We start from the raw sequence: 15,540 nt of genomic DNA on the forward strand, positions 1-15,540 counted from the left end.
TAATTAAATTATTGATTTTATTAATAAAACAAATTATTATTTTATTAAAAAAATTAAAGAATCAATAATGATTAATTTAGACAGGCTTTCATCGGAATGTAAACAGCTCTGCCTGGCAGAAGATGTTGATGCTCTGGGGAATTATTTACTTGCTCATCCTCAAGATACGTATCAGCTTTTTCAACAGATTCTCACAGAGTCAGGCCGCCAATGGATGGCTTCCCGCCCCCATTTGATGGGATATGTTTTCCGGGGAATTGCCAGGTATTCGCATCCAAACAGAGATTGTTATCTGGCCTTATCAGTAAAAATTTTTAATTTCCCTTCCTTTATTACTGAAGAATTTCTTTTATCGCTTTTTAAATCCCAATACCTTGAATCCATTATGGCAGCTTTTTCCCGGCTGTCCGATGAACAATTGAAACAATTTGTCGATCATCACTTTGACGCAATAAGCGCGCATATGTTATCGGGCACGCCTGCTTCCTTTTCAACCCTGGCGCGTCCTTTATTTATGCAATCCAATCCATTCTTTCAGCTCGTCTTGTCTAAAAGAGAGAATAAGAACTTTTTACAAAAAGTTCTTTTGAGTTCGCTTCCCATTGAGGAGAAAATTCAGCTGTTTGCCTTTATCAAGGAAAAAGCCATAGCCGTTTTTCAGCGTCTGCTGAAGCAGGATGTTCAAGGAGAAAATATTCTTTACACCGCCGTTCATCAATTAAATAAAGATGCGCTCTGGAAATTTTTTATTTTTCTCCAAGAATGCGGTACATCCACCGTAAAGGAACTGCTGGCTCCTCTCCGGGATTGTCATATTCTAAATGCCATTCAAACCCGTCATAAAGATCTCCTTTTCACTCTAACTGTTGCAATTTATGACATAGACGCATCTTTTGTTCATGCATGGCCTGGATTGCTTGATTTGCTCCTTGAAACTTATGAGCAAATAAAAAGAGAGCGAACAGATGAGGAATGCGTATTGGAAACGATAGAAAACATCATCGAGGCCTATCCGGATCCTGCGCACCCAAACGTGCAGCTTATGCGGTTTAATTTCTACTTGGATGAGCTAGCCAATCTATTAAACGGGGAAAAGTTGGATGAAGCGCTCGATAAACTAAAGGCATTACCTTTTCATCCATCAGCCACAAATTTTGATATGATTCCTCCTATCACGGCTTTTTTTGATTCCTTTTGGAGGAAAGAGTCTATCATCAATAATCCCCCGGCTTTTAGTCCTTGGGAAGGCATAGATGCGGAAACGTGCAGTCTTTTCCTTCCGCTTTTCTCCCCTTCCTCCATTGCTTCGCACATGCCCCAAATCATCAAGGCTATTGAATCGCAAGAGGGCGCTCCAGCGATTCCTAAAAATATGGTAGACTTAAAACAATCCAATTATTTTCTCTTAAGTCTAGCGGCAGCTAATCCCGATCTTCATGGCAGCCTACTGGATATTTTGCCAGATTTGTCTCCGGTAAAAATCAAAGTTATTATTCCTCAACTATCTAAAGAATCCCTCTTTCAATTTCTGCAAGCGCGTCCTGCGGCCGATCCCCGTCTGATTTGCTATGTGGCTTTTGCCACTTCGGAGCAATTAGACTACTGTTTTAAACAGCATGACATGCCGCCAGCTATTCTAACAAATCGGCCGGCCTTTTTTTTCTTATTAAAAAACGCCTTGGTCGATCCCTTTCAAACGACTGCGGATGGAAACAGCCTAATTAAAATCTTTATGCGCCATTATCCCTTGCCTGTCCTAAGGGGCACGCCGGAAATTCTCAATCCAAGCGACAAGCTAGGAATTCTTTCTCTAAAAAGTGAGCCGGATAACCGGATAATCTTCGAATTTGAAGGCGAAGAAAAGCTTGAAATGAAAAATTTTACAGATCCTAAAGATTTTTTTGCGGCCACAAATAGAAGACGAGAGCAGAATTGGAGAAAAGGAAGCGAACAAGCCCGCTTTTATTCCCAGTTGGTAAAAGCTCCTCAACAGAATTTTGAAGGGCAATCTTTTTGCCAGTACCTTTATCAACATCAGTATAGCCCCTATCTTGCCAGCAATCTCTTTGATCTAGCCCATAGTTTAGATCTGGTTAGATGGGATTTCAAGATAAAGACGAACATATCTGATCCTCAAACAGCGATTCACATAGACCCGCATAGTTATCCGCTTTTATATCCGAAGATCGCTTGCCTCATCGAAGCCTTCTTATTTGAGAATGACGATTCGCTGCTCAGCGATAGTCAAAAATTCAATATTATCGAGCGGATGTTCAAAACCGCCGGCTATTTTTCACTAAAAAATGAGCAGCATCTCGAGGCCTTTAAACAGCAATCCATCCTGATTATCCCGGCCGGCTTCAGAGGGCATCATTTTAACGTCGCATTTTTCAGGCTTGCCAGCCATGCATTTAGAATTGTTGATAATCATGCAGTGGACACAAGAGGCATTCTCATGCATTGCATTAATCCAAACAAAATTGACCTCCATGCACTAGAAAGCATACAGAGGCTAAAAGAAGAATCCCCCGAGGAAGGTCAAATTTATCTGGAAGAGGATTTTTTAACAGATTGGGAAGCGTCATCCGATCATCCCATTTGTTCGCTCTTCCGGCAGGCATTCAATAAAAAGTCCCAATCAGACGAGAGCCATAACTGTGTGTTTAGAGGCGTGCTGGCCAATTTCAATTTCCAATATGCCTTTGAAGCCCTGCAGGGGAAAGAACTAGACCAATTTCCGCAAATTCTTCAAGAGGTCAAGAAGCAAAGCGAATGGGCGCGCCTATTCATCTCTTTAAGCTTGATCATCGACGCCTATCAAGCGGGATTAAAACAGGACTTCCCTTTTGATCCAGGCTTTGAATGGCAGGCAAGAAAGGAAATCGAGCATCTTTACACAAAATTCCGCATACGCAATGGCCCCCCTTCCTCTTCCCTCGCTTCTACCTTCGCGTTCTTTCAAATGCTGGCTGGCTTATTCAAGGAGAAGTTCAAATTGGAAGATCCGCAGCCAATGGAAGAGAAGGCCAATCAGGCCTATAAAAAGCGAAGCTGGAATAAGCGCGAAAAAGATTGCGTCTTGCAATAACCAAAAAGAAAGGCTTTGGATGAAACACCCAAAGCCTTGATGCGGAAAGAGAGGGATTTGAACCCTCGATACCCTTTAGGGGTATGCGTCCTTAGCAGGGACGTGCTTTCGGCCACTCAGCCATCTTTCCAAGATTCAATTTAAAGCAATGAAAACGACTATCGTAATGACCCTTTAGTTTTTATGCAAGCACTGTTTCAATCAAACAGTAGAAAAATGACATTCTCCTTCTTAGAGGGTGTATTAAAACTCCTAAGATTGCTTCTGGAAAAGAAGAGACTTAACATTATTTGCAACCGCTTTAAGCTGCGCCACGCGCGTGGCTTAATAGGGCCTTTTTCTTCCTCACTCCCTTCAAATTTGAATTTGACTTTCTTATCTTTATAGAAATAAGTAGATTTTCTATATTGACTCAAATAATTTATAACTCTATTTACTCTTCATCTATTGGAGCCAGGCGTATGAAATTGTTTCTTTACTTCACTTTGGTATTCACCTGCTTATTGACCAAAATCCACCTAATCTCAGAACAACTCCCTTCTCCTTCCGAGAAGGAAACCATAAATCTTTATTTAAATTTATTAAAAAAATGCCTCATGAATTCTATTTATGAGGACTCCCCTTTAGGAAAGACCTATGATTCTTCTGAGCGAGAGAATGGAAAAGATTTTCCATCAAGAGCCCATACCATGATTGGCAAAAAGCGCTTAGACAACTTGCAATTCTGCATGGAAGAAATTTTAAAAAACCAAGTTCCTGGAGATTTTATTGAAACAGGAGTCTGGCGCGGAGGCGCTACCATTTTTATGAGGGGATTCTTGAAGGCATATAAAAATAAAACGCGAAAAGTCTGGGTCGCGGATTCCTTTGAAGGCTTGCCCCCTCCCAATGCCAACTATCCAGCCGACTCCATCGACTTTTCCCAAATTGACTTTCTTAAGATCTCCGAACAGGAAGTTCAAAATAATTTTAAAAAATACGAATTATTAGATGAACAAGTGATTTTTCTAAAGGGTTTCTTCGCCGATACCCTTCCTCAAGCGCCTATTGAACAAATTGCCCTTTTGCGCCTAGATGGAGATATGTACCAATCAACAATGGACGCCTTAGTCAACCTCTATCCCAAAGTCTCCATAGGCGGATATATTATCATTGATGATTACGATCTTCCTTTTTGCTCTATGGCCGTAGAAGATTATAGAGCTGAACATCAAATTACCGATCCCCTGCAAGTCATTGATTGGACCGGCGTCTTCTGGCAACGCACAAAATAATACGATGTCCCATAAATTAAAAACCCAAGGCCTTTAAGCCTTGGGCCTTCTCCACGTGTACTTTTGCAAAAGTCTTCCTTATTGATAATAATAGTACGCTCCGCCCCCCGTAGAGTTGTAGTCATAATTGCTGTATGGATAAGAATTGTAATCGCCTGAGTAAGGATAAGAGTAATAAGAACTAGAGGGATAAGTGTAATAGTAATAGTTTGAAGGATAAGAGTAATAAGAGCTGGATGGATAAGAATAAGAATATCCACTATAAGGATAATAGTCGCTATCATAATAAGAATAAAGGGGATAAGAAGCATAATAAGAATCATAGTAAGGATAGGAACCATAATAGCCCCAATAAGGATATCCTCCATCATTCCAGTAATTCCAGCCGTGATGTCCCCAGCCATGGTGTCCCCAACCATGCCCCCAACCGTGGTGCCCCCAGCCGTGACCTCCCCAATGTCCTCCATGATGCCCGCCGAAATGCCCTCCATGCCCGCCAAAATGACCGCCATGCCCACCTCCATGTCCTCCACCATGTCCACCACCGCCATGCCCACCTCCATGAGCATAAGCCATGTTAAAACCGAGGGGAAGAGCGAAAAGAGCCGCGGACGTTAAGCCGACTAAAAAATATTTTAAGGTGCGGTACATACAGACCTCCCTTTGAAAACTAAATAAAATAAAAGAGATGCTTAAACTAATCTCTTCATCGTCCTTTCACTTCTTGCAAAATGAATGCCAATGGCCAAAGACAAGTCCTATTCTCCAATTGAGAAAGCATGTCGTCTTAGAAACTGTCCTGCCCCCAATCGCCTAATTTGAAATGATTTTCTCTAAAGAGAGTTGACTCGAGGTCACTATGGATTCGACAGCAGTTTCTTATTGCCAATATTAAATTAGTTTTTAAAACAATCTTAATATTTATTATAAAAAATAAATAAAGACGTGTCAAATTTATAATTTAATTATAAATTTAATAATAAATATAAATTTACAAAGATAAAATTGAAAGATTCAACAGCATAATGGCTTATTCAGAGAAAACGAAATCGACATCATTAGAATTTGAGTGCAGTCTCTTATTTATCTTTCTCATCGGAAGGCAATTGGTCAACGGGATGGATGATGACGCGCCCTTGGCGTCTTCCCTTTAAATAGAGGAACATCCATTGCGTCATCACCAAAATGCGGCTGCGAAAACTGATCAAATAAAAAATATGGATAAAGCACCAGATAAGCCAAGCGATAAAGCCGGAAAATTTTAGTTTGCGAACCATGGCCACAGCCTTTCCTCTACCAATTGTGGCAATTGTGCCTTTATCAAAGTAAGCAAAGGACTTGCTCTCTTTTTTATTGAGGCGGTCTTTAATCACTTTAGCGACGTAGCGGCCTTGCTGAATGGCAACAGGAGCGATTCCTGGGAGGGGCTGTCCTTTATCATCCAGGACGGAAGCAGCATCTCCGATGACAAAGACATTGGCATGACCGGGAATGGTCAAATCAGGGTTCACTTGGACTCGGCCGTACTTATCCAGAGGAGCGCCCAGGGTTTTGAGCAGCGGAGAGGCCTGATTGCCCGCTGCCCAAATCACGTTAGGAGTGGCCAAGAACTTTTCTCCCATATAGAGGCCCTCTGCGGTGACATTTGTCACGTGAGTATTTAAGAGAATATCCACTCCTAGATCCTTTAAATCCTGATAAGCTTTTTTGGCCAGTTCAGGCGGATAGGAAGGTAAGACTTGACCGGCGCCTTCGATCAAGTAGATTTTAGATTTTGCGGGATTAATATGCCGGAAATTTTCAAATAAGGTGCGATGGGCAAATTCAGCGATGGACCCAGCCATTTCAACGCCTGTCGGTCCAGCCCCTACAATGGCAAAAGAGAGATAGCGATTCACCTGTTCCGGATCTTGATAGTGCTGTTCGGCTTTTTCAAAGGCCAATAAAATCTGTTCGCGAATATGGACGGCATCCATGATTGTCTTTAAACCGGGGGCATAAGTTTCCCACTGATCATGGCCAAAATAAGACTGCTTAGCGCCGGGAGCTACAATCAAATAATCATACGCGTAAGAGCCACCTCCTTGAACGCCTATTTTCTGCTGGATGACATCTATTTTCTCTACCTCTGCCATAATGACTTCAGCGTTGCTTTGGTCACGCAGAATTTCGCGGATGGGAGACGCAATATTATCAATAGACAAAGCGGCGGTCGCCACTTGATAAAGCAGGGGTTGAAAGAGGTGATAGTTCGTGCGGTCGATTAAAAGAATATCGACAGGAGCTTTTTTTAAGGCTTGGGCAGCATTAATTCCCCCAAAACCTGCGCCAATGATGATGACTTTAACCACGCCAAGCCTCTTGAAAAAGGGGTTATTCTACCATAAAAAGTATAGGGGATTTGATGTTATTTTTTTATTAAAAGGAGTGAAATTTAGACATTTTTCTCAATTTAAAAGTCATGATTTGCAATAGACATTTGTTTGTTAATGTTTTATGCTTATCGTGTTTAATCTCTTAAGTGGACTTTTGTATGGCAGAATCAAACAACATCAAAGTTAAAATCGCCCCTCACTCCAAAGAATCCGAGATGATGGTGCTTGGCTGCATGCTAACCAGCATTAATGGCCTCAATATTGCGGCGGACGCTTTAGACGATTCCGATTTTTATTTCACTGAGCACAAAATTATCTTTCAAATCCTCAAAACGGCTTATAAGAAAGATAAGCCCGCCGATATCCACCTTGTCGCTGAAGAGTTAAAACGCCAGGACAAGCTCAGCGCAGTCGGCGGAGTGGCTTATTTGACCACGCTGGCCCAATACGCGGGAACATCGGCCTTTATCGAAGAGTATGTCGAGCTTGTCCACAACAAGTCTTTGCTGCGCAAGATGATCAACGCGGCCCAGCTAGTCGAGAAAGTGGCCTTGGAAGAGCCGCTTGATGTACACACTAGCTTGGACGAGGCCCAGCAGCTTTTCTTCCAGATTAGCCAGTCGGCCAATCCTGCCGCGGGCGTGACGATCCAAGACATTTTCTCCGGGCTGCGTTCCGAATCAGGCATTCCTTATTTAAAGGAACTGCAGGAAAAGCAAGAGCGCTACGCCCAACGTGGACCGGAAGACACGGGAATTAGCGGCACACCTTCTCACTTTGTCGATCTCGACAAGATGATCAATGGATTGAATAATTCCAACCTCATGATTTTGGCAGCCCGCCCTGCCATGGGAAAAACATCTTTTGCTTTGAATATAGCAGAAAATGTCTGCTTTAAAAGCAAGATCCCCGTCGGCATTTTTTCTTTGGAAATGTCGGCCGAACAGCTTGTCCACCGCATTATCTGTTCGCAAGCCGAAGTGGAATCGGACAAGATCAAAACGGGATCTTTAGACGGCATGGAGTATCAGCGCATTGTCAGCTGCGTCAGTGAAATGCAAAAGCATGTCATGATCATCGACGACCAAGCCGGACTTAAAATTACGGATTTGCGCGCACGGGCACGTCGCATGAAGGAAAGCTATGGCATTGGCCTTCTCGTCATCGACTACTTACAGCTTCTCTCCGGTTCAGGCTCTAACCGCACGACGGAAAATCGTCAAAATGAAATCTCGGAAATTTCCCGCATGCTGAAAAACTTAGCCCGCGAATTGAATATTCCCATCATTTGCTTATCTCAATTATCGCGTAAAGTCGAAGACCGGCCTGGGCATCGCCCCATGATGAGCGACTTGCGCGAAAGCGGCAGTATCGAGCAAGACTCCGATATCGTCATGTTTCTACTCCGCCGCGAATATTATGATCCTCTAGATAAGCCGGGAATGGCCGAACTGATCATTGCCAAAAACCGCCACGGCAGCGTCGGAAGCGTGAACTTGACATTCCGCAAAGACTATGCACAATTCGTCAATTATACGCCCGTTAAGTACGAGGGCGAAATGGATCCCGATGCAGAGAGGGAATTTAGCCATTTCTCCCCTCAATAAAGACAAGAAGCTTTCTGAAATGATTAGTTTCGCTTGCAACATAAATCAGCATAATTTAATCTTTTAGCTTCCTTTTGGAGGAGTGTCCGAGTGGCTTAAGGAGCACGCTTGGAAAGCGTGTGTACGCTAAACACGTACCGTGGGTTCGAATCCCACCTCCTCCGTTCTTTTATCCGAGGAGATTTGAAGCGTTCATTAATGCCTTTTTCTTTCTTGGATCATCTTTGATAAATTTGAAGGGGCTATAAAAACAAAAGCTTTTCCCTTTTTGATCATCTCAAACAAACCTTTTTCAGGCAAATCTTGTCAATCATGCCTAGCCGTGTCATAGGCAACTCGATGGCTATTTTTATGTGCTTCAATTGTGTAATGCGCACCAGGATGACGCAAAGCATGAGCAAGTAGGACTTCTTGACGATAATTCAAGCTTTGATCTCTGAGATCGAAATAAATTCAAAAAGCCAGTAGCCATTGCGTAACATTAGCCAGTAAAAATAAGGCGCGCGCCGTTCTTCCCTTCCCATCGACAAAAGGTCAATTACCAATTTGGTAGATAATTGGTAAAAGAAGGGGATTTTTACCCGTCTTAAGCAGCAAAAAGAGGGAGTTCTCTTAGAAACCCACCAAATTTTTGCCAAGAAAAAGTTCGAAGGCTATCCCCTGTCTCCCAATAGTTGAATGGGATCATGATTAAAATTATCGTCATCATAATATCCGCATTCAAATGATCTGGCATGACTGCGAAGGCTTGTTGCTTAAATTCAAGAAACCAGGCCATGCTTGCATCAAAATCTGGCAGGCACCTTCTAATGAAACGTCTCTAGAAAGAATCGGCCTATTCGCTCTTTAGTATTTGCTTGCCTAATCTTACTTTACTGATCTTCCATAAAAGGCTTTAAGCACGAGAGAAAGTGAAATCTTTATTTACCATTATGAAGTAGAGCCGTTTATGCGAGCGATAAGCAGGACAGGCCATGTTCATCATTCTCTCCCCTGTTAGCACAGGTATGCTAGCTAACTGACGGCTTACATCACTACCAATTTATTTCTATAATTTTAATTATTTTTTTGTTAGAATTTTGAAAACAATAATTATTTAAAAATCAACAAAACATAAAAAGGTAACGATAAAAATTTAATAGAAGGATAAACAATGTTCAATACTTATGGAATTCGCTCGGTCAATCAAGAAACCTTCAATACAAGATATCATGATACCCTCACCTTTCCTCGCCCTTCGAGAAATATCATTGTGACAGCATTACGTATAAATAATGCTGTATTGAACGTTTTGGGATATATTCCCGGTGTATCGGTTGTCTCCGGATGTGTGAGAATGGCTATAGGAGCAGGCATTATCGGAGTCACGCTAGCAATTGGTGACCGTAAAGCAAGCTCAGGTGACATTATTGGACGTTGGTACGACGAAGCGATCGGAACAGGAATTGCACAAATTGTTCGCGGGGCATTAGAAGCAATCGTTCCATTTGGGTGGGTTGCAAATGCGACTCTTGACGTCATCGCTACGCCATTTAATCTTTCCAAGGAAATTGAAGGTTCCTCGGTTTGTGCAGGTTGCATGATGGGTTCGCATGTTAGCCCCCATAGCGACGTCGATTATCCCTTCCCTCTTTGGCTCCTACATCTGGTATAATTGAAAATCAAAGAAAGTGATATCGAATAAATGGCTAACTGAAAATAAATTTTCTCTTTCCGACGGCTATCCGCTTTGGTTGCCGTTTGTTTTATTTTTTCACGCTTACATTAAATCTTCTCCAGACAAAACTATTCTCAAAAGCTATTAAAAAACCTAATGATTTGAATTCGAGTTCTTTTTCTCTAAGAAATAAATACTCAACTATCGATTATTAGGGGAGTTAATACGCCTTCAGATAATTATAAGTTTTAAATGAATTAAATTATTTTTATCTATTTAAGCATTGCTTTATTTGCTAGTTTGGAATAAATTAACCCCGCCATTACTAATAAAAATAAAATTATGGAGAAATGAATGAACGTTGGTAATTCCGGCTTAGTGGATAGTCATTACAAATTAAAAGAACTCTATCCTTCCAGCCAATTTGATGATAATAAATCTATCGCCACCCAATTTTATTTAGTTCACAATCAATTTGAAAAAAATCAAACTTTTATTACCACAAAACTCAATAAAAAGGCCTTGGAGCGCAAGGGCCCCTACGACTTAACGGCTTTGCATGTGGCCGCCATTAAAGGCAACGAAAACGCCGTTAAAATCTTGGTTGAAAAAGAGGTGGAAGCCACCCAAGACCGGCATGGTTGGACGGCTTTACATCATGCCGTTGTCGGTGGGCATAAAAAAATTAAAAATTTGCTGCTTAAAGCTTATCCCGAATTAGCAGATGTGAAAGATTCAAATGGACTAACAGCGCAAGACTTGGAAAAGCGGCTAACTCTTCCCTCTCCCTCTTCTCTCTCTTTCAAGTACAAAAAGTCCAAAGAAAGTCCTGTGACAGTTAAAAGCGGAGAATTCTTTCAGCAGCAAACAGGCGCCGCTTTAACCGACCGCCTTGTCTCTTCCCCAGACGTCCTGGTAAAGAAATGGCGTCCCGTTTCCTCTCCCCCCACAGACTCTTCTTTTATCGATCTGCTGCAGAAAGCGCTCTCCTTCTCTTCTCCTTCTTCTTTGCCTTTGCCTTCTTCTCAAACATCTACAGCTCCTTTGGATCCAATCCATCAATACTTTAGCGAATGCTATCCGCTTTTTAAGCAAATGCCTCCTCCCGTGTATATGTCTCCTATTTCAAAAGGCGAGCATGGCCTGTTTGCGGAAGAAGACATTCCTCCTTATGTCATTATTGCCGATTACTTAGGTCAAGAAATTATTCCTTCTATTCATGAAGATGACAGTTATGTTCTCAAAAGTATCAATGCGAAAACAATTAGAAACCTAGGCCCCCTCATCAATGATGGTTTTCCTAACGTGGAAACCTGTTCAATCATTGATCCGAATACGCGTGAAAAAGTCACAATCATTTATACAACGCGCCAGATCGCGGCTGGTGAGCAATTTCTCATGCACTACGGCCCTCAACATTCCATTAAGTTGAAAGCCCATCAGGAGTTTGCATTAGATGAGTTGCGCCAAGCTTTTAGGGAGACTTCCCTTACGGAACGTTATCAACAGCTGGTCAAACTCATCACTGAAATGGATAAAAATCATCTACAGGACAACTTGGAGCTAGAAACAGCCCGTTTAAAGCTGTCTTATCTTTTCCATACTCCGTCGGCTTTCTTAACCCTCATTTATGAGGGAATTATTTCCATTGACAAGGTCGACCAACTGCTGTTAGGAGGATTCGAAGAAACATATCAGCTGGTGTTGTATGAAACCAAACAGTGGGATACTAAGCTGTCCCTTCACAATTTGGTCGGCTATTTTGAGCAATACAAGGCCACGCACAGCATTTATCGCCTGATGGTCCAATCCCTTAAACGCTGTGAAAAAGTCATTCAAGAAAAAGCTGGCAACCATGTGAATGATGGCGGAGAACAGGGGACATTTAAATCCGATTTCTATCAATTTTTAAAAGAGCTCATGCAAGGCAAGCAGGTACGGCCTATTCTGCTCGTCAATAACTGGTTATCCAATAAACCCGAAGAGGTGGCTCAATTAGATAAGCTATCTGTCAAGCAAAAGTGGCTAGAAATTGCAGAGCATACAAACCGCTTGTTCGAGCTCTTAGACGTTAAAGTCACTTCAAATAATCAGAAAAGGTATGATGAAGAAGTCGCCAAACTACTCAAAAAGCTTCCCGAAGAATCTAGAATGGAATGCCTAGAGACTTTAATAGCCGTGGCACAGATCCATGCCCACGATCGAGTTTTGAGATTAGAATTGATAAAAGAACGGTTAATGTAAGCAATCAGCCTTCAGGCCTACTGAGTGTGCATGCATGCTCAGTAGGCGTGAAGCGGACAAGCCGCGCTTTTTATCAAATTTTTATTTACTCGCATTTGACGATTTGCCATAACACTCCTTTAAGTAAACTTGGATTTCCTAAGGAGCCGCTATGAAGTCTATTATCGTCTCGTCCCTTTCCTCACTGCTAGCCATGTTTTTTATGACCAGCTTGGCAGCAGATTCCTCACCTGCTCAAACAAGCATAACTATACAAGGACAGCCCACCATCGGCTACCCCAAAGCACCTGTGCAGGTAGTTGCTCTATTAGAGCCCAAATGCCCCGACAGCAAGCGCTATAACAACGCCTCATTTCCCAAGCTTGAAGAAGAATTCATCAATACCAATAAAATTCGCTATACGGTTATTCCTGTCTCTTTTTTGCCCAATTCCATGCCAGCTGCCATTGCCCTTTGGTGCGTTTACAATCAAGAACCTGAGTATCCGAACGCGGATCTTTTCTTCAAATATTTGAATTACATTTACAAAAACCAGCCACCTGAAAGAGAGAACTGGGCCACAATCGAAAGACTGCAAAAGTTTGCGGCTGCGACAAGTCCGGCCATTCAATTAGACCGCTTGAAAGACTGCATCGAAATGGAAAAATACCGTGTACAGATTGAAAAGAATACGGCTTATGGCAACCGTCTTATGAATGGCCACCTGTCTACCCCCACCATTTTTGTCGAAGGCGTCAAAGTGGAGAATAAAGACGATACAATTGATTATGATAAACTAAAAAAAGCCATTTTGGATGCCTTGGAGCGCAAAAAAACGGAGAAGAGCACACCATAATCGCCCGTCTATCGCTATCCTAAAGGCTATATTCCCGGATATAGCCTTAAATTTTGTCTTACTTATCCAACCTGAGTTTGGGATTTTTTTACCCTTCTCTCATTGTTAGAAAGAATAAAATCCCCTTAAACTATTCTGGTTGTTAGTTTAAAAACCTAAAGAAGACAACCAAAATTCAGTTATAACAAAGAATCATGACGAAAAACTTCCCTTGCGGTAATTTGGAATTAAGGAAAATCAATAAGTCTCGGAGATAGCTATGAAAAAAGCGGGGATCTGCTTAGCGGCTTTTGCAGCCTCTATGCTCTTTTTGTCTGACATGCAAGCAGGGGTCGTGGTCTTCGGACCGCAAGTTACCATTGCTTACCGCCAGCCTGTTCAAGCCATTATTGTCGATGGCAGCGGCAATACATATGAAAAAGTCTTCTATTATGACCCTGCTATAGGCGGGGTGGATCTAGGGCCAAGCTATGCAGCAGCCGATACGAGCATTTATTTCCCCAATTACAATGTCCGCTATATTTGGTACAATGGCTATTGGGTCAATGAAGAGGGCTGTTATTGGGACGGCGGCCGTTGCGTATATATCGATCATCCCCACTGGAGGGTCTATTGGACCGGCTATTGGAACAATCACTGGCATGAAAGCTGGCACCGCCACTGGGTTGTCCATCACGAAGATGTCGCTTGGCAGTATCATGGGCACGAACATTGGCATGAGCACTGGCACCATCATTGATTTAATTCCATTCCCGTCTGTTCGGCTTCATAGCTGAACGGACGGACAATTGATTTAGAATTCTTTCCAAAAAAGCTTTATCCTGCGCTTGCATTCATTGGCTCTCCTACCTTCTTCATTTTTTGAAAAACGCATTCAGCTTTTATAATCGCTTGTACGCCAGTTCGAAACAAACGCAAAGAACTGCCAATCCCAAATCGGGCTTGACAAATTTGCCAGGCAAGGGTTATGAATACCTCCGATTTCATTGGAACTTTTCTAATGAAATAAAAGGCCTTAGGCTCGTGAAAAAGTGCCTCTAGCTACGGCTAGGGGAGAATAGGGAAAGAGGTGCAAATCCTCTGCGGTGACGCCGCTGTAACGAGGGACGAACGCTCATCAAGCCACTGCTTTTAATGTTTAGCAAAGCGGGAAGGTGGAGCGGATAGGATGAACTCGGAGTCAGAAGACCTGCTTTTTCATGCTCATCACATCTCGGCAAGAGATGAACTGTCTCGTTAAAGACAGGATGGGGAGAAACGACACACTTGCTCAAGAATTGCCATTAAGCATTGCGCTTTTATTTTCCTTTCAAGCAAGTCCATTTTTCCCTTTCTGTAAAACTAAATCATTTTGGTTCAAGCGATTTCCATCGCTTGGAAGATACCGTTTGCACGCAAATTTAGGCGCTCAAGACCATATTGCGTCAAATGGCCGTAAAGCAAGGAGTGAAATATGGAGTGCGTAGAGCCTCTCTTACAAGAAAATAAAGACCGCTTTGTTTTATTTCCCATCAAACATCCCGCTATTTGGAGCATGTATAAAAAGGCCGAGGCCAGTTTCTGGACTGCCGAAGAGATCGACCTCTCTGCTGATATCCAAGATTGGGAGCATAAATTGAATGCCGATGAAAAGCATTTTATCAAGCATGTCCTGGCCTTTTTTGCGGCAAGCGATGGAATTGTCAACGAAAATCTAGCCATCAATTTTATGAACGAGGTCCAATATCCCGAAGCCCGCTGCTTTTATGGCTTTCAAATCATGAGCGAGAACATCCACTCCGAGACGTACTCGCTGCTCATCGATACTTACATTAAAGACCAGAAAGAAAAAAAATATCTCTTTCACGCACTAGAGACGGTTCCCTGCGTATCCAAAAAAGGGCATTGGGCCTTGCGTTGGATCAGCCAAGGCGGTTTTGCCGAGCGCTTAGTGGCTTTTGCGGCCGTCGAGGGAATTTTCTTTTCCGGAAGCTTCTGCTCCATTTTTTGGCTCAAAAAAAGAGGGCTGATGCCGGGATTAAGCTTTGCAAATGAACTCATTTCACGCGATGAAGGCCTGCACTGCGACTTTGCCTGCCTGCTCTATTCCCAGCTTGTCCATCCCCTTCCAGAAGAGGTTGTGCAGAACATCATTTCGCATGCAGTAGAGATTGAGAAGGAGTTTGTCGTCGATGCGCTGCCCGTCAAGCTGATCGGCATGAATGCCGATCTGATGTGCCAGTACATTGAGTTTGTCGCTGATCGCTTGCTGGTGGCTCTTGGCTGCTCTAAAATTTACCAGGCTTCCAACCCCTTTGATTTTATGGAATTGATCTCCCTTCAAGGAAAAACCAATTTCTTTGAACGGCGAGTCTCCGAATATCAAAAGTCGGGAGTGCTTGCCCATAAAGATACGCATGTTTTCACTTTGTCTGAAGATTTCTAACTCTTAGAGGATTTCTTAAAACCCCAAGGAAAAAC

Annotated in this window: 10 protein-coding genes, 2 tRNA genes and 1 riboswitch; of the genes, 9 read left to right on the plus strand and 3 right to left on the minus strand. The window is 42.5% G+C overall.

The window, feature by feature from the left end:
- Window positions 1-67 precede the first annotated feature (67 nt).
- Window positions 68-3,088 carry a hypothetical protein gene (locus tag BN3769_RS12740; protein ID WP_068471205.1) on the plus strand — a complete coding sequence of 1,007 codons (3,021 nt, stop codon included), beginning with the start codon at window positions 68-70 and terminating at the stop codon, window positions 3,086-3,088.
- Between the two features lie 42 nt (window positions 3,089-3,130).
- On the opposite strand, the gene BN3769_RS12745 is transcribed toward BN3769_RS12740, so the two are convergent.
- Window positions 3,131-3,218: transfer RNA gene (locus BN3769_RS12745), tRNA-Ser, on the minus strand.
- 466 nt (window positions 3,219-3,684) lie between these two features.
- Between BN3769_RS12745 and BN3769_RS12750 the strand changes: the two genes are divergently transcribed.
- Entirely contained in the window at window positions 3,685-4,362 is a 678-nt protein-coding gene (locus BN3769_RS12750) for a TylF/MycF family methyltransferase (protein ID WP_068471502.1), read from the plus strand.
- Between the two features lie 78 nt (window positions 4,363-4,440).
- Here BN3769_RS12750 and BN3769_RS12755 read toward each other — a convergent pair whose 3' ends face one another.
- Together BN3769_RS12755 and BN3769_RS12760 are read right to left on the minus strand one after the other, a co-directional pair.
- Window positions 4,441-5,013: a hypothetical protein gene (locus tag BN3769_RS12755; RefSeq protein WP_068471207.1), complete on the minus strand. Its 573-nt coding sequence runs from the start codon at window positions 5,011-5,013 to the stop codon at window positions 4,441-4,443.
- A 428-nt stretch (window positions 5,014-5,441) separates the two neighbouring features.
- Window positions 5,442-6,713 (minus strand): NAD(P)/FAD-dependent oxidoreductase, encoded by a 1,272-nt coding sequence (locus tag BN3769_RS12760; RefSeq protein ID WP_068471208.1) that lies wholly within the window; start codon window positions 6,711-6,713, stop codon window positions 5,442-5,444.
- Between the two features lie 182 nt (window positions 6,714-6,895).
- On the opposite strand from BN3769_RS12760, the gene dnaB reads away from it, so the two are divergent.
- From dnaB to BN3769_RS12805, 7 genes are all read left to right on the plus strand, one after another.
- Window positions 6,896-8,344 carry a replicative DNA helicase gene (gene dnaB, locus BN3769_RS12765; protein WP_068471210.1) on the plus strand — a complete coding sequence of 483 codons (1,449 nt, stop codon included), beginning with the start codon at window positions 6,896-6,898 and terminating at the stop codon, window positions 8,342-8,344.
- Between the two features lie 76 nt (window positions 8,345-8,420).
- A tRNA-Ser gene (locus BN3769_RS12770) sits at window positions 8,421-8,508 on the plus strand.
- A 1,088-nt stretch (window positions 8,509-9,596) separates the two neighbouring features.
- The gene (locus BN3769_RS12780) at window positions 9,597-9,998 is read left to right on the plus strand and encodes a hypothetical protein (protein ID WP_154017919.1); all 402 of its coding nucleotides are present in this window, start codon (window positions 9,597-9,599) and stop codon (window positions 9,996-9,998) included.
- Between the two features lie 357 nt (window positions 9,999-10,355).
- Entirely contained in the window at window positions 10,356-12,245 is a 1,890-nt protein-coding gene (locus tag BN3769_RS12785) for an ankyrin repeat domain-containing protein (protein ID WP_068471216.1), read from the plus strand.
- A gap of 151 nt (window positions 12,246-12,396) precedes the next feature.
- On the plus strand, window positions 12,397-13,080 hold the full coding sequence (locus tag BN3769_RS12790) for a DsbA family protein (RefSeq protein ID WP_068471218.1): 684 nt from the start codon (window positions 12,397-12,399) through the stop codon (window positions 13,078-13,080).
- A gap of 259 nt (window positions 13,081-13,339) precedes the next feature.
- On the plus strand, window positions 13,340-13,819 hold the full coding sequence (locus BN3769_RS12795) for a hypothetical protein (protein WP_068471221.1): 480 nt from the start codon (window positions 13,340-13,342) through the stop codon (window positions 13,817-13,819).
- Between the two features lie 273 nt (window positions 13,820-14,092).
- A riboswitch (cobalamin riboswitch) is annotated at window positions 14,093-14,291 on the plus strand.
- A 242-nt stretch (window positions 14,292-14,533) separates the two neighbouring features.
- Complete coding sequence (locus tag BN3769_RS12805) at window positions 14,534-15,505, plus strand: ribonucleoside-diphosphate reductase small subunit (protein ID WP_068471225.1); 972 nt, start codon at window positions 14,534-14,536, stop codon at window positions 15,503-15,505.
- Window positions 15,506-15,540 lie beyond the last annotated feature (35 nt).

Origin of the sequence: Candidatus Protochlamydia phocaeensis (genome assembly GCF_001545115.1) — a bacterium.
In the GTDB taxonomy this organism is placed as follows: Bacteria; Chlamydiota; Chlamydiia; order Chlamydiales; family Parachlamydiaceae; genus Protochlamydia_A; species Protochlamydia_A phocaeensis.

Coding starts and splice junctions, on each gene's coding strand:
- BN3769_RS12795 (WP_068471221.1), top strand. CDS start 13,340: ATGAAAAAAGCGGGGATCTGCTTAGCGGCTTTTGCAGCCTCTATGCTC.
- BN3769_RS12750 (WP_068471502.1), top strand. CDS start 3,685: ATGAATTCTATTTATGAGGACTCCCCTTTAGGAAAGACCTATGATTCT.
- BN3769_RS12790 (WP_068471218.1), top strand. CDS start 12,397: ATGAAGTCTATTATCGTCTCGTCCCTTTCCTCACTGCTAGCCATGTTT.
- BN3769_RS12755 (WP_068471207.1), bottom strand. CDS start 5,013: ATGTACCGCACCTTAAAATATTTTTTAGTCGGCTTAACGTCCGCGGCT.
- BN3769_RS12740 (WP_068471205.1), top strand. CDS start 68: ATGATTAATTTAGACAGGCTTTCATCGGAATGTAAACAGCTCTGCCTG.
- BN3769_RS12805 (WP_068471225.1), top strand. CDS start 14,534: ATGGAGTGCGTAGAGCCTCTCTTACAAGAAAATAAAGACCGCTTTGTT.
- dnaB (WP_068471210.1), top strand. CDS start 6,896: ATGGCAGAATCAAACAACATCAAAGTTAAAATCGCCCCTCACTCCAAA.
- BN3769_RS12785 (WP_068471216.1), top strand. CDS start 10,356: ATGAACGTTGGTAATTCCGGCTTAGTGGATAGTCATTACAAATTAAAA.